The sequence below is a fragment of the Chromatiaceae bacterium genome (assembly GCA_024235395.1).
GTDB lineage: Bacteria > Pseudomonadota > Gammaproteobacteria > Chromatiales > Chromatiaceae > Thiosocius.
This window is the reverse complement of record JACKMK010000004.1, coordinates 219363-233993: the sequence shown is the minus strand read 5'-3', so window position 1 is coordinate 233993 and position 14631 is coordinate 219363. Positions and strand designations below refer to the sequence as shown.

The following is a 14631-nucleotide window of genomic DNA, read 5'->3' as shown; positions in this document are numbered from 1 at the left end:
CATCGGCGGCGTCCTCCGGCTGCTGTTCCCGGTCCGATTTCGGTTATAACTGTGCCGACAACAACACGGGGCGTGCGGCGCCGGGCGCTGCGCCGCCGGATCGAATCACCACGAAGGAGAGCCGGGATGACGACCATGACGAGCCCGATGCGGTATCTCGACAAGGCGATGAATTCGCTGCACGACCTCGGCCTGTTGCCGGCCGAGCAGGGCGGGCAGGAGGCACCGATCACAGCACTGCTGAATCAGATCTCCGGTCTGGACGAGGAGCGGGTGGCGGCGATCGCGCGTACCTTGGACAAGGCATCGCTTTTCAACGACGTCGTACGCGAGCAGGTGCAGGCCATGGAGATCGGTCAGAGATATGAGGAAATAACCAATTCATTCAATAGCATAAGGGATGATGCTAAGAAAATGGTAGAGCAGATTGAAGATGGCCGCCTGGACACCTTCGAACGCATCAGCAATGTCTGGATGAAGGTCACGCGCGGCGATATCGCGAGCCGCTTCGACAAGATCAAGGACGTGTATCTCGACGTCACCGCGGCGACCAACGACCAGATCCAGCGCGAGAACAAGATCCTGGAGGCCTACCAGGACTTCCGCGGCGCGTTGAAGGAGTCCGAGGTGCTGGCGCTCGAGGTGCTGAGCAAGGCGGAGGCGGCGCTCCAGGAGGCCAAGGCCGCGGTCGGTCAGGCAATGCAGACCATCGAGGGATTCACCGGAGACGACGCCGCCGAACGTGCCAAGCTGGAGCTGGCGCGCGACGAACGGGTGCGTGCGCTGCAGCAGGCCGACAAGCGCTACCAGATCGCGAAGGATCTCTCCGACAACCTGACCGTGAGCTACAACACCTCCGAGGTGGTCATGGCCAGGCTGTTGCAGACCACTACGGCCAAGGAGCGGGTCTACGCCCAGGCCACCACGTTCTTTGGTACCAACGAGGTCGTGTTGACCGCACTCAGTGCCTCGTTCACCGGCATGTTCGGCTTGCATGAGGGAACCCAGACGATCGAGGCGATGAAGGATGGCGTCAGCCGATCGCTGGAAGATCTGGCCGATGTTGGCGGCAAGGTACAGGAAGCAGCCGTCAAAGCGGGGTATGGGCCGACGGTCCGGGCCGAGTCGGTGAAAAAGCTCGTCGAATCCGTAGTGACGTGGCAGGAGCGGTCACACGAGATCATCGATGAAATGCGCAAGCTCGCGACGCAGAATGCCGGCGAGATCCGTGATGCCGTCGAGGATGGAAAGCGTCGCCTGGCGCGCCTCGCGGAAGAGGGCAAGGGTCTGACGCTCGAGACGCGTGCATGAACGCAGCGCAAGCCGCGGTACCGCCTGGCGGGTCCGCGGAGCGTCCGCCGCTGGATGACATCATGCTGGCGATGGACGTGGTCGACACGCTGCGCCGGCGCGAGCGGCTGGTGTCGCGGGAACTCGACGAGCTGGGGCGTGAAGAGGATCTGAAGGCCCGCCTCAAGCGTATCTATGCGCAGCAGGGTATCGATGTCCCGGACCATGTGATCGAGCAGGGCGTCGCCGCATTGCGCGAGGATCGATTCACCTACAAACCGATCGAAGGCGGGTGGGCGCGTCGCCTGGCATTGGTCTACGTGAAGCGTGGCCGCTGGGGGAAATGGCTGGGCGGAGCGGTCGCTGCGCTGTCGCTGGCCGCCGGGATCAATCATTTCGCATTCGTCGCGCCACGCGCGGCATTGCCGGGCCAACTCACCGAGCGGCATACAGAGGTCGCGGCGCTTGCGCGGACCGACGATGCACGCCAGGCGGCGCAGCGCATCTACCAGACCGGCAGCGCCGCGCTTGCCGCGGACGATCCGACAATCGCCAAACAGGCGCTGACGCAACTCGATCAGCTCGCTGACGTGCTTCGACAGGAGTATGTGCTGCGGATCGTCAACCGTCCGGGCGAACCGTCGGGCGTCTGGCGTGTGCCGGATATCAATCGGCAGGCGCGCAACTATTACCTGATCGTCCAGGCACTCGATTCGACCGGGCGGCCGGTGAGCGTGCCGGTGAAAAACGAAGAGACCGGGAACACCGAGACGGTCGATACCTGGGGCGTACGGGTCGACGATGCGACCTTCGACGCGATTCGGCGTGACAAGCAGGACGATGGGATCATCGAGAACGATCGCTTCGGTTACAAGCCGACTGGTTACCTTCAGCCGCAGTACGAAATGCCGACCAGTGGCGGCGCAATCACGCGTTGGTGAGGGTGCGACGATGATCTCCGGACGCCAGGCACTCGGTTCGATCGATCAGGCATTGACCGAGGCACATCAGCAGGCCGATCGCCTGCAATCCGAGATGGCTGCAAACGGCGAGCGCATGCTGGCGTTGAACGACGCCCAGACAGAAGACTATCGGGGGTTGGCCCGGGTCAGGCTGGACCAACTCGCACGCGATGCAATGCTCGAGCATCTCGATCACGCGGAACGACAGGCAACGGCACTGCTGCAGCAGCGCAACGCGGCGTTGGAGGCGTTGCGCCGCAAGGTGGAAGACGCGGTTCAGCGGCACCGCGCCCTGGAAGCACAACGTGCCCAGCAGGCGGCGCTGGTCGATCAGGCAGTCGCCCGGGTCGACGAGGCCGAAGCGGCGATCCAGGTACGTCTCGACGCGCAACCGGACTATCGTGCCCAGCGAGAGCGTGCCGAGGAGGCCGGCCGCATGGCGGCGCACGCGAACGACAAGGCCACCCGCAGCGAGGAGGAGCGCTCGAGCAAGGGCCAGGCCTACCATGACGACCCCTTGTTCATGTACCTCTGGCGGCGTCAATACGGTCTGCCGGCGTACACGGCCAGCGGACTGGCGCGCTGGCTTGACGGCAAGGTCGCCCGGCTGATCGGGTATGCCGATGCACGCGCGAACTTCGATCGGCTCAACGAGATCCCGGTAAGGCTGCGCGAGCATGCACAGCACCAACAGGGGCTCGCGGACACCGAGTTCGAACGCCTGCGCGGGCTCGACGAAGACGCGCGGAAGGCAGACGGTATCCCGGCGCTCGAGCAACAGGTCGCGACGCAGCAGGCGCGGGTCGACGACATCGATCGGCAGATCGAACAAAACGAACAGGAGCAGCAGGCACTGCAGGCCGAGCAGGCGCGCCACGCGGTCGGCGAGGACGAACACACGCAGCGCGCGATCGAATACCTGGTCAACGAGTTTCGAAGAGACGATCTCTCCGGTTTGCGCGACGATGCGATCCGCACACCGTACCCCGAGGACGACGTGATCGTCAGCCGGATGTTGCAGCGCGAAGCCGAGCGTCAGCAGCTCGAGCACAACACCCAGGCGCTGCACGACGGCATCGCCCAGCAGCAGCACAGAGTGCAGGAGCTGGAGCGGCTTCGCGTCGATTTCAAGCGCAGCCGTTATGACCGCAGTGGTTCGATATTCACCGACGACAGCATGCTGTCGTTGCTGCTGGGACAATTCCTGGCGGGCATGCTGGATCGCGGCATGCTGTGGAAGGCGTTGCAGGAGCTGCAACGCTACCAGCCACGTCACTCGGATCCCGGTTTCGGTTCCGGCGGCTTCGGTCGTGGCACCGTCTGGAACGGAGGTCTGGGGGACCTGGGCGACATCATCGGGGGATTGGGCCGCGGCGGTTTCGGCGGAGGCTCGGGCGGTGGTTTCGGCAACCGTGGGGGCGGAGGTGGCGGAGGTTTCCGTACCGGCGGCGGATTCTAGCCGTCACCGGCTCGAGACGATGCGGGGACGTCGCGGCGTGAAACGCTGGCGTGATCCTGGTGCAGCGAGTTCAGGCGCCGTTCGAGCGGCTGCAGGAATTCACTGACCCTTGAGCCCACATGGATGCGCGGGTTCGACGGTTGCAGGTTCTCGGCCTTCTCGCGCTCCATCACGATCTGGCGGGCAAGCGCGTAGCCGTCGATGAACGAATGGGTCTGTTGCAGGGCGCGTTTGAAATACGCCTCGCCGAAGTAGGTGAACTCGTTCTCGTTGCTGCAACCAAAGGAGTTACGGTCGCGCGCGGAGGCGGTAACGATCAGGGTGTTGTCGTCAGCCAGCGCATCGATGAACGAACCCGAATAACATGCCGACACGACAATCACCCGGCGACGAATGCCGGATTCGTCGAGCATTCTGCGCAGGCCCTGGGCCGACAGGGGATTGAGCTGCAGCGGCCAGAAATCCACTGCGAGTTGACCGTCGCGCGAACCGTGACTCGTCAGGTAGAGCAGCAATACGTCTTCGTCGGGATCCATCTTGCGCGCCATGTGCTGTAACGCCAATGCGAGATTGGACGCCGATGCGATCGGCATCTGCTGCACAGAGTCACCGTGGTTCACCAGACTGATCGCGCGCCCCGCGGTGTCGAAGCGTTGCGCCAGCAGATCGCGCACGTGTGTGATCTCGCGTTCGAACACGCGTTGATACGCGACGCTGCCGAAACCGATGTGGTAAAGGTCGATCACGCCCGGTCGCTGCGGTTCGAGATCATCGACCGTGGCGGCGATCATCCCCGGCTGCCGGTAAAAGACCTCTTCGACGTTGATGTCCGGCAGCAGATCCGCGTCGTCGTATTCCGCGTACCAGAAGGTGTTGATCGGTAGCGCCGAGACCGGGGCAACCACGGCAAGAAACAAGACCAGCAGCGATACCGGCACACTGCCGCGATGTCCGGCAAACGCGACCCGCGCGCCGCGTACCCAGGCGATGACATACCAGCAGAATGCCAACAGCTGGATGGTCGCTGCGGACAGCAGCGTGCCCAGGGTGGTGGTTTCGACCGTTTCCGCGACGCTCTGGATGCCGGTCACCCACGGGTCGATGCCGAGCACGATCACCGCAAACAACAGGAAATCTTTCGTCCGGCCCAGCAGGCGTGCAATCAGGTACAGGGCGGCGAGCAGCAGCAGCCTCGCGGTCGCGTCGCTGAGGAGTCCGTAGCTGTTGAACGTCACGGTGCCTTCGGTGCCCAGATACTCACCACCGATCGCGACCGTGACCGCCAACAGCGACAGCAGGATGATCTGGTCGGCGCTGACGGCGAAGGCGTCGCGCGTCACGCGCCGGAACAACAGGAGCCGCAGGCCGCCTTTGAGGTTGTGCCAGACACCGCGCAACTGCCCGGCAACGCCGGTGTAGTTGGCCGCCTGCCCGGGGCCGGTCACGGTCGCGCCGGCGCCCGCCGTCCGAAAAAGGTCCACCGCTGCGTTGGCGGCTGCGGGATCGGCGAACGCGCGGCGTGGTACCGCGTTGACCAGCCCCGAGTCCTGGCGAATCAGCAGGAACTCCTCGTCGAAATCGATGCGTTCAACGGCACTGTACGCCAGTCTCAAGCGACTGCCGTCGTCGACCTCGACATGCACGCAGTCCGGCTCGAATCGCACCCTGTGCGCGCGGTACGCGGCTTCCGCGGTGCGCGCATTGGACTGGCGAATCGGCAGATAGGCGACGATGCCGATGGTCCACAGCGCGAGGAATATCAGCAGCGGTGCCCAGCTAGCCAAGGTCCATTTGAACCCAGCGGCGGTCGACATGTCACCGTAGTAGATCAGCAGTGTGGCCGCCAGAAACCACGCCAGCGCGATCGCCGAGGCGTGACGTTCGATGACGAGTCGACGTAAAAAACGCCGATACTCGCCTTTGCTCAGGCTGAATTCGCGCGTTTCTATCACCGGGTTCCTCCGTGAATCACTGTGTCTGTCGGGTACCGTCGACCTGTCGGACATGCTGTTTCTGGCCGGCAGACGCCAGGCATCTGCGACCGCGTCAAATCCTGGAAAAGTTAGCGGTCGTACAGACCGATTCTGTATCGGTGCCGCGGTCACCGTTCCCGCGCGCTACCCACAGGTCCGGCGGCAGAGCTGCCGTCAGACCGCCATCGGGCGCACAGGCGCAGGCCAGCCCGGCAGTGGATGTCGTGGGCACGCCCGTCAGGACCGTTGCCCGCCGATCCAGCGGTAGGCGCGGATCCGTGCCGGTGCATGGGCGCTCAAGGCAGAGATCACGATGATCGTGATGAACAGACCGGCGCGGTGCTCCGGTAAAACCAAGGCCAGACCGAGCAGCGCGACCTTGAGCAGGACTGCGAATCCCTTGAGTTCCAACAGCCAGGAGATGCTGGACCAGAGATACAGCGCGGTCAGTCCGATGCCGGTGAACAGCGTCAGCAGCCAGTAGTGATCCCAGGCGGTGCGTTCGAGGCCGAACAGAAAACCTGCCCCGATACCGGCGATGCCGACCAGGTGGGCCGCGCGCAGCAGCATATTGAGCGTGCGTTGCCCGGGGAAGAAGCGCGTCTGCGCTGGGTGCGCTTGTCTGTGCGACATCGAGTCGGTTCTGGTTTTTGCCGGATTGCAGGGGGCGTGCGGCCGCGTGGTGCACGGATTCGCTGTGATCCTAACAGCGATCGGGCCCGTTGGCAGAATGGGGATCGATGCTCAGCAGGCGGACGCGTGGCAGGCCGGGGTGTCGGGCGGGGCCGTCGCGGCGGATCGCTCGGCGGGAGCCGGCAGTGTAGCGCGGACCGTGGATCGACCACCTTCGGATGCCAGGCGCCTTAGCGTCGCGACGATGTCGCGATCGTCCCAGTCCAGGGGACCGACCGCCCGGAAACGGATGCGGCCGATGCGATCAAGGATGAAACTGGTGGGCAGGACCTGTCCCCCCCAGGCACCAAACGTCACGCTGTCGTTGTCCAGCAGGATCGTGAAATCGAGGCGCATGCGCCTTGCGGCGGTGCGCACGCGCCGCTCGGCCTCGCCAACATTGATGCCGACCACCCGAAACGGCTGGTCGCGCAGTTGTTGCTGCAGGCGCAGGATGCCCGGCATCTCGTCGACGCAGGGTCGACACCAGCTGGCCCAGAAGTTGACCAGCACGACCTCGCCGCGGAGAGCCGCGAGGTCGACCCGACGGCCATCCAGGTCGACCAGCCCGAGCGGGGCCGGTGGCAGCGCGGGGACCGGCGTGAGTTCGGCCGCGCTTGCCATCCCGGGCGCGAGTGCAAGCACGAGTGCGACGATCCGCCCAAATCTGTCTCCGCACTTTGCCAGACTGCGCATCTGCGCCTCCTTCGTTGGACGCCCTGCCACGGCGTGCATCCCATTGTAGGCAGCCATTCGGCCGGGCGCCCGGACAAAAAAAAGCCCTTCTTGGAGGATGAAGGGCTTATGGCCGGCCAAGCGGGCGGCCGAGGTATCGCAGCACGGGCTGCGCTTGTGCCCGGCTGCGAATGCTGTTGATGGCGATAACCCGGCGGCGTCCGTGCCGGGCCGGGGATGCGTCGTCGGTCAGTCCTCGAAGCTATCGCTGATGCTGTGGCAATGACCGCAGCCAACCGGCTCACCCTTCTGGATGGTCACGGTCCTGCCCTCCACGTTGAAGGTGCGATCGGCCGCTGCACGCGACAGGACGGTACCGCGATGGTCCGCACCGTGGCAGGCGGCACAGGTGCCGCCACCTGGCCGGCCATTCTCCTGCTCGGCGAGGTCTTCATGATCGTCGTCGTAGAAGCGTCGATCATTCACCAGGTGCATGCCGTGTGGTCCGCCCTGCGTGGTGCTAGATAGCTGCCCAGTCTCATGGCAGACGGTGCACTCGGCAATGGTCCCGGTGTGACCCTGCAGCTGGTTCGCAGTCACGTTGTCGTTGGCATTCGGATTGCCATTCGGCCACTCGGCATGGGTTGCACCATGGCAGCCTTCGCACATGACCCCACCGTGCCCGGTACTTACGCGGTACAGCTGCGGATTACCCGCACCGTTGTTCGGCGTACCGTTGAAGCTGGCCGGTACCACCGGTTCGGCAAAGCGCTTGTTGCCCGGTACGATCGGCGTGGCCTTGTTGTCACCGTTGCGGAACGCCTGGCGCAGACGGATACCATCGGCGTTGCCATTGGCGTCCTGGGTATTGACCCGGGTGCCCGTCGTGCCGGCCAGGTTGCTGGTCGCATCACCGGTATGGCAGGAGCCACAGCCCGGTTCATTGGCCCAGGGTACGCGCGGTTGCGGGTCGTTCGGGTCGTAGAAGTTGCCGCTGAGGATGAACTTGTCCAGCCCATCGTTGGTCGGCGATACGTCTCGCGAGAAGTCGTTCCCGACCTGGGCCAGCCCGCCGTGGCAGTCGCTGCACAACATGCCGCCATTGAACATGGCGCCGCGCAGACACTGCACGTTCTTGCCCGGATGACACTGGTAGCAGTTCTGCTCCAGCGCGGCGAGGCGTGCGGCCTGGTTGGTGATGCTGCCGTCGGCCGCCTGGATCGCGGGCGGGATCTCCGGGAACTTCCCGGTCTCGCCATGGTGGCCGTGCATCACGTTCGACATCGTGCTCTGCGTCAGCTGGGTGCGACCGTTGGCATCGGCATCGCCTGCACCCTTGGGACCGACATGTGCCAGGTCCAGTGCCGGCGTGTAATGACAGGTCTGGCAGACCACCGGCTGCGCGCCCTCGAGGTCGGTGCCGTGCTTTTCATCGTGCAGGCGCAGGATGTTGAGGTCGGTTGCGTACTCGATGCTGACGTTGACCGGGAGGTCGCCGACCGCCGGGTCGTCCATCTGGGTCGCCACCGGCCTAACCGACGGCAACGCCGATCCGGCGTGCGGTGTCTCCGGGCTCACGTCGATGTCGGCCGAGTGGCAGTTCTTACAGCTGGCCTCGCCGGAGATCGGCAAGACAGTGTCGGTGGTGGCCACCACATTGTCGCCGACCTTGGCCTGGACCCGAACCAGCGGGTAGGCGTTCTCGCGGCCGAAGTCGTCGAATGCCGCAAACGGCACGCCGGCACCCTCGAACCAGTTGAGGTCCTGGGCGACATAGCCGAACGGGAAGTTCATGAAGAACGGCTTGTCGTTGTAGAACTCTTCAGCGACTTGAGGCACGTTCTGCAGATAGGCCCCGGTCAGACCCGGCATCGCGTGCTGCGTAGCCACCAGTGCTCCGCTGCCCAGATACAACTCCTCGACGTTCGGTACCGGCAAGCCAATGTCCTTGTTGGCGTCGGGATCGTTCGGGTCGTAGAAGGCGTCGAGGACGCCCGGCGGGTAGAAGGGTCCGTAGGCCGCCGATGCGACATCCCAGAAATTCGTCTTGTAGACATCGCCGTCCGGCGTGACACCGCGGAATGCATTCGGGTCACTCAGGATCGGGTCGTTCGGGTTGGCCACTGCGGAATACTCGACCGTCGCCTGTCCCGGCCCGAGCAGGTCGGGTTCTCCACCGCGTGCGATGACCTGGGTCAGCAGGACCTGGAACGGCGGCAGGATGCTGGCGACACGGGTATCGAGGTCGCCGCAGTGCATGCCGAGATCATTGATCGCCAGAACCTTGTGGGTGTTGTTGCCCACAAAGGGCTGTTCCGGTACCGGGCCCACGAAGTAAGGATCGGCCGCGGAGCCCGCCACCGAATTCTGGCTGGTCGAGTTGATCGACACGTCACCTGCCGGCGGGGGCGGGGGTGGTGGCGGCTGCGAGCCGTCGTTGTCGACGATGGTACATACCCCACTGGCATCCGCGATCGTGGCATTCTCCGGACTGCTGAGATCGACAAAGAACGTCTCGTTCGGCTCCTCGGTCGAGTCGTCGTTGATTGGGACGTTCACGGTCGCGACGGAGGTGCCAGCCGGGATATTCAGGGTGCCGTTGGATTCGAGATAGTCAGCGTTCTGACCCGAAGTCGCAGTGCCGTTGCGCGTAGCGTATTCGACGCGCACGTTCTGCGAACTGCTCGCTGAAAGACTCACGGTGAACGAGGCGTTGCCGGCGTCTTCGTTGACCGTGACGTTGTTGATGCTGAGCGATGGTGTGGCGGGGGGCGGATTGACCGGCGCTTTGGGGGCGCAGTTCGATGGCGCGTTCTGCACGTCGGCCTCGACAACCTGTCCGTCTGCCTGAGTCGCGAGCACGCGACAGGGCACCGGGCTGAGGCGCGATGCGCGAACGCTCCATTCCCCGTCTTCGACGCGATCACCACCGAGTATCTGATCCGTATCGAATGCATTGACCACTGCGACGCGCAGATCGCTTTGTCCGTCTCCTTCGACCTCGACCCGGCGTCGCTCCGATCGGTAACGCGCGCGCGTGATATCGAATGAGGCCGCGGTACGGCTCGAAGAATCCGAGCTCGAACGGCGTCGTTCAGAATCATCGTCATCGGACCAGACTGCCTGTGGACCAAGACAGAGCGCCAACGCCATCGGCAGGAGCCGCAGGCTGTGGCGTGTCGTTGCATTCCCCGTTGAGTACATAGCATCCCCTCTTCAGCTATCGGTTGGTTTCCGGGTACGACATTTCCCCGGTCGTTGGTCTCGGCGACCTAACCTTAGCCACGGAAACCTTAAGTGAAAATTAAGAAGCGTCCGTTTTGTGCGGTTTTGCTGCGTAAAGCATGCGGGGAGTCACAGTTCTCCAGGGACATTGTTCCGAGTGGCCGCGACATTCTCATTATTGGTGATGCATTCCCAAATACGAGAACCGAAACAGCCGGCTCGAACGATGCGAATTGCCTAGTGCGCGCCGCGTGATTCAGTGGCCCCGGGGAAAATTCCTACAAGCATTTGGTCCAACGCAACTCGTTCGTATTCTGGATATGGATCATCCTGCTTGCAGACAAGCGTTGTTCGGGACTGCGGAGGACGCAGGTCTATCGAAGGTCGCTGAGATATCACACAAGGGGGCGGCGGTCATGGTCAGGCCTTCGTTTTACGAGATGTTGCAACGGTTGTGGAATCCGCCGGTGCAGACGCATGCAGCGGAGACCGTCGAGGCATTCGGCTGGCTGGTGCTGTTGGAGGGCATCGTGGTCGTACTCTTGCCGGGCAGCATGCTGGTACTGCTCGGCGGGGAACCGGCCACTGCGCAAGCCGCCAATCTGTTCCGTCTGGTCGGCGTCTTGGTCAGCGGGATCGGTGTGCTATATGTGGTCGGTGGCCGACTGAACGCGCACAGCTTTGTGTTTGCTTCGTTGCTTGATCGACCCCTGGTGCCGCCGTTGATGGCCGTGTTCTGGTATCTCGACGTCGTGCCCGGCGGGCTCGCACTCGCGTTCGCGTTCCAGGACCTCGCAAGTTTCGTCTGGACCTGGCGCGCCTGGCATATTCAGGGCGCCGATGCGGCATGATGTGGTCAGCGTCTTGGTGTCATCGGCCTTACAGTCTGTCGTCGCCGAAGCAGGAACAGCGCTGCGATCGCCGCCAGGGGTGAGAACAGGTCGGCTGGATCGTGCAGCACCCAACCGGTGAATCCCGCAATCAGGCACCAGATCAGCGGTATGACGAACAATGTGCGCGGTATGGATTCGCGCACGCCGAACCAAAGGCCGAGCGTCAGTATTGCGGTCGGCGTCGGTGCCAGGCCGACCAACCGTGGTGTACCGACAGCGTGGCCCGACACGATGTCCATTACTGGATAGACGCCGACGGACCAGGCGATCAGGACCAGCGCAATCACTGCGCGAGCGTCAGATGGCCACTGGTAACGCGGGCATGGACGCGCGATCGCGTAGACCAGCAGTGCAACGCCCTGGATCACGAACAGCGCGGCGTATAACCGCGCAGAGAAATCGATCTGCGCGGCGTAGCCGTAATGAAACACGACGCCGACCCACAACCAGCCGCAGGCCAGGGATAGACAGGAGATCCGTCGCAACAATGTGAGTCGTGACCAGATCAGAACGCATGCCAGCAGCATCGCCGCGCACACACCGGCGTTGTAAGGCAGCCACGCGTGCAGGTAGTGCTCGTACAGCGTGAACAGGACCTCGGAGGAATAGGGCAGCATGCCGGTTCACAAGGTCGCAACGTGGTCGACCATGCGCCGTCGCATGTCCGGATCCGGCAACGGACCGCTGAGTACCGCCATGTTCTCACGCATGTGATCTGCTCGTGAGGTTGCAGGAATCACGCAGGTCACAGCGGGGTGTGAAACGATGAACTTGAGCAGGAACTGCGCCCAGGTGCTACAGCCGATCTCAGCGGCCCAGGGCGGCAAGGGATGACGCCCGAAGCGTTCGATCAGCGCCTTGCGTTGAAAGGGTCGATTGACGATCACCGCGATGCCCCGGTCGGCGGCCAGCGGTAGCAGCCGTTTCTCTGCTTCGCGGTCGACGATGTTGTAGGTGAACTGGACAAAATCCAGCGCCTCGGTCCGCATCAGCTCCTCCATGTCTTCATGCCGGCGTCCGTGCGACGTCGTGATGCCGATGTAGCGCACCAAGCCGGCATCGCGGTCGCGGCGAATGGTTGCCAGATGGTCCTTCCAGCTGAGCAGGTTGTGTACCTGCATCAGGTCGAATTGCGGAATGCGCCACAGCCGACGTGATTCCTGCATCTGCGCGTCACCATCGCTGGTAAACCAGGTCCAGACCTTGGTTGCGGAGAACATGCCGGTGGGGTGACCGAGCTGCGCGAGGCAGTGGCCAATAGTCGCCTCGGAAGAGCCGTACATCGGTGAGGAATCGATCAGTCCACCGCCGGCAGCAAAGAACGCGCGCATCACCTCGAGGCGCTCCGCCAACAGCGATTCGTCACCCGCGACGTTGAACGTGATGTAGGTCCCCATGCCGACCACCGGCAGCGATTCGCCGGAACGGGGAATAGGTCGCGTATGCAGGCTCGGTGTCGCAAAAACGGTGTGCGGTGCCGCCAGACCTCCGGCGACCAGGCCCGCGAGTGTGCCGAGGAACCGCCTGCGGTCAATCAGCCAAGGATCTGCGTCTGCATCGTCTGACATCGGGATCCTCCGTTGAAACGGAAGTGTGTTATTGAACCATGACCCACAGGAGCGGTGCTCGCGGGGGTCGGAGTGCGGGCGCCTGTTTGCCATCACGGTACCGTCTGTCCAGGACGACGGGGCCCGTTGGGAGCCTATTTCCGGATCGAAACCCAGGCACCACCCGTCGGCGCCCGGATCACCGACCGCCGCCTCGTGGGCTCGACACATCGCTCGGCCTCGCAGGCGGTGCGCCACTATACTTAACGAAAAAAGGGGAGTGGGCCGGTGTTCGCACATGGAAGAATCCTTCACGGACTGTTGTTTCTGCTGATATTTCATCCGGCGGTCGGAACAGCCGAGGAGATGTGGATCTACACGGTCGCCGATGGCGACAATCTGTGGGATTTCAGCGAGAAATACCTCGACACACCGCTGCGGTTCGAACAGCTCCGCACGCTGAACGCCGTCCAGCGACCGCGACGTATGCAGCCGGGGACACGACTGCGGGTGCCGATGAAATGGATCCGCACCAACCCGGTGCCGGCGCGTCTGGCGGCGGCCGGTGGGCCGGTGGAACTGATACGCGCCGACGGCAGTCGCAAGGCCCAGGTGACGGAGGGGGCGGAAATCCGGCTCGGCGACAGCCTGCGGACCGGGGCGGACAGCACTGCCACGGTGGTATTCGCCGACGGCAGTGTGCTTACCCTGTACGGCGGGAGTGAGATGCGCTTCGATCATCTGAGTGCACACGGGGAGACCGGCATGGTCGACTCGCGGGTACATTTGATCGAAGGACGGCTCGATACCCGGGTTAGGCCGGCTGCCGGGCCCGGATCTCGGTTCGAGATCCAAACCCCCTCGGCGATCAGTGCGGTGCGCGGCACCGAGTATCGCGCCGCTGTACAGGACGGCGCGCAGGTCTCCAACATCGAGGTGTTGAAGGGCAAGGTCCGGGTATCCGGTGGACGCAAGGCACATCTGGTCCCTGCAGGTTTCGGTACTCAGGTCGCGGTCGGCAAGGCACCCGTAAAGCCGCGGCGCTTGCTGCCCGCTCCGCAGCTGCAGCCGCCCGCGGCGCGCATCCGCGAACTCAATTGGCCGCTCGTCTGGCAGGACGTGCAGGGCGCGCGCGCCTATCGCTCGGAGATCAGTGCCGGTCAGGATTTCGCCGTGCTGGTGTGGGATCGTGTGGTCGAGCGCGCGCGGGTCACACTGCCCGATCTGCCGGACGGCGAATACTTTGTGCGCGTGCGCGGCATCGACGACCTGGGACTGGAGGGTGAGCAAACCGTTCAAGCCGTGGTGATCGATACCCGGCCACAGCCGCCTGTGCCACTGCAGCCGACCGACGGCAAGACCCTGCGTGGCACGGCGGCGGAACTGCAATGGAGTGCATCGTCCGATGCACAGAGCTATCGCATCGAGATCGCGAACGATGCAGGGTTCACGGCTCCCCTGGTCGTCGAGGAATCCGTGGACGGCACGCGGTTCCCGACCGCGGAAGACGCCTCGCCAGGTGTTTATCACTGGCGGGTGATGAGCGTCTCCGACAGCGGCGAGGTCGGGCCACCGAGCGTTTCCCGCTCCTGGCAGTTGAAACCGGTACCGGAGACCGTCGAGGCCGGGGTCGAGGCCACGGATGACGGCCGTATCGTGGCCTCCTGGAAACCGGGCGATGCCGGTCAGTCCTACGACGTGCAACTGGCCAGGGATCCACAGTTCAAGGACCTCGAGATCGATCAGCGGAGTGCGGAGGCGCAGCTCGCGTTCGACCCCATGCCAGGGCAGGTGCGCTACCTGCGTGTCCGCAGTGTGGAGTCGGGTGGCTTTGTCGGACCCTGGGGTGCGGTGCAACGCATCGACCCGCCGCCGGATCGTAGCTGGTGGGTGGTACCGTTGATCGGTGTCATCGGGCTCTTGGCGCTGTAACAC

At 63.9% G+C, this 14631-nt stretch carries 11 protein-coding genes; 5 read left to right on the top strand and 6 right to left on the bottom strand.

The features are described 5' to 3' along the window. The first annotated feature begins 126 nt into the window (after window positions 1–126). Genes H6955_19575 through H6955_19565 form a run of 3 tightly spaced genes read left to right on the top strand, consistent with a single transcriptional unit; the run spans window position 127 to window position 3711 of the window. Window positions 127–1311, top strand: a complete 1185-nt coding sequence (locus tag H6955_19575) for a cell surface protein (protein MCP5315768.1) — start codon at window positions 127–129, stop codon at window positions 1309–1311. Next, window positions 1308–2231: a hypothetical protein gene (locus H6955_19570; GenBank protein MCP5315767.1), complete on the top strand. Its 924-nt coding sequence runs from the start codon at window positions 1308–1310 to the stop codon at window positions 2229–2231. Before H6955_19575 ends, H6955_19570 begins: the two co-directional genes overlap by 4 nt. Before the next feature lie 10 nt (window positions 2232–2241). Beyond that, the gene (locus H6955_19565; GenBank protein MCP5315766.1) at window positions 2242–3711 is read left to right on the top strand and encodes a hypothetical protein; all 1470 of its coding nucleotides are present in this window, start codon (window positions 2242–2244) and stop codon (window positions 3709–3711) included. Here the strand turns inward: H6955_19565 and H6955_19560 are convergent. The 4 genes from H6955_19560 to H6955_19545 form a co-directional block, all read right to left on the bottom strand. Beyond that, window positions 3708–5663 carry a YcxB family protein gene (locus H6955_19560; GenBank protein ID MCP5315765.1) on the bottom strand — a complete coding sequence of 652 codons (1956 nt, stop codon included), beginning with the start codon at window positions 5661–5663 and terminating at the stop codon, window positions 3708–3710. The genes H6955_19565 and H6955_19560 overlap by 4 nt on opposite strands. A gap of 258 nt (window positions 5664–5921) precedes the next feature. Then, window positions 5922–6317, bottom strand: coding sequence for a hypothetical protein (locus tag H6955_19555; protein MCP5315764.1), 396 nt, complete (start codon window positions 6315–6317; stop codon window positions 5922–5924). A 111-nt stretch (window positions 6318–6428) separates the two neighbouring features. Then, on the bottom strand, window positions 6429–7052 hold the full coding sequence (locus tag H6955_19550; GenBank protein MCP5315763.1) for a TlpA family protein disulfide reductase: 624 nt from the start codon (window positions 7050–7052) through the stop codon (window positions 6429–6431). A gap of 228 nt (window positions 7053–7280) precedes the next feature. Continuing rightward, window positions 7281–10184, bottom strand: a complete 2904-nt coding sequence (locus H6955_19545; protein ID MCP5315762.1) for a cytochrome C — start codon at window positions 10182–10184, stop codon at window positions 7281–7283. A gap of 488 nt (window positions 10185–10672) precedes the next feature. Between H6955_19545 and H6955_19540 the strand changes: the two genes are divergently transcribed. Further along, window positions 10673–11107, top strand: a complete 435-nt coding sequence (locus tag H6955_19540) for a hypothetical protein (GenBank protein ID MCP5315761.1) — start codon at window positions 10673–10675, stop codon at window positions 11105–11107. 5 nt (window positions 11108–11112) lie between these two features. Here the strand turns inward: H6955_19540 and H6955_19535 are convergent, their stop codons facing one another. Continuing rightward, a complete protein-coding gene (locus H6955_19535) occupies window positions 11113–11766 on the bottom strand; it encodes a hypothetical protein (GenBank protein ID MCP5315760.1) in 654 nt (217 codons plus the stop codon). A 6-nt stretch (window positions 11767–11772) separates the two neighbouring features. After that, on the bottom strand, window positions 11773–12717 hold the full coding sequence (locus H6955_19530; GenBank protein MCP5315759.1) for an aldo/keto reductase: 945 nt from the start codon (window positions 12715–12717) through the stop codon (window positions 11773–11775). A 267-nt stretch (window positions 12718–12984) separates the two neighbouring features. Here H6955_19530 and H6955_19525 point away from each other — a divergent pair, with 267 nt between their 5' ends. Then, window positions 12985–14628, top strand: coding sequence for a FecR domain-containing protein (locus H6955_19525; protein MCP5315758.1), 1644 nt, complete (start codon window positions 12985–12987; stop codon window positions 14626–14628). The last annotated feature ends 3 nt before the right edge of the window (window positions 14629–14631 follow it).

What these genes read in the sequence shown, in the direction of transcription:
- H6955_19575 (MCP5315768.1), top strand. Translation starts at nt 127, where the DNA reads ATGACGACCATGACGAGCCCGATGCGGTATCTCGACAAGGCGATGAAT.
- H6955_19570 (MCP5315767.1), top strand. Translation starts at nt 1,308, where the DNA reads ATGAACGCAGCGCAAGCCGCGGTACCGCCTGGCGGGTCCGCGGAGCGT.
- H6955_19565 (MCP5315766.1), top strand. Translation starts at nt 2,242, where the DNA reads ATGATCTCCGGACGCCAGGCACTCGGTTCGATCGATCAGGCATTGACC.
- H6955_19555 (MCP5315764.1), bottom strand. Translation starts at nt 6,317, where the DNA reads ATGTCGCACAGACAAGCGCACCCAGCGCAGACGCGCTTCTTCCCCGGG.
- H6955_19550 (MCP5315763.1), bottom strand. Translation starts at nt 7,052, where the DNA reads ATGCGCAGTCTGGCAAAGTGCGGAGACAGATTTGGGCGGATCGTCGCA.
- H6955_19545 (MCP5315762.1), bottom strand. Translation starts at nt 10,184, where the DNA reads ATGGCGTTGGCGCTCTGTCTTGGTCCACAGGCAGTCTGGTCCGATGAC.
- H6955_19540 (MCP5315761.1), top strand. Translation starts at nt 10,673, where the DNA reads ATGGTCAGGCCTTCGTTTTACGAGATGTTGCAACGGTTGTGGAATCCG.
- H6955_19535 (MCP5315760.1), bottom strand. Translation starts at nt 11,766, where the DNA reads ATGCTGCCCTATTCCTCCGAGGTCCTGTTCACGCTGTACGAGCACTAC.
- H6955_19530 (MCP5315759.1), bottom strand. Translation starts at nt 12,717, where the DNA reads ATGTCAGACGATGCAGACGCAGATCCTTGGCTGATTGACCGCAGGCGG.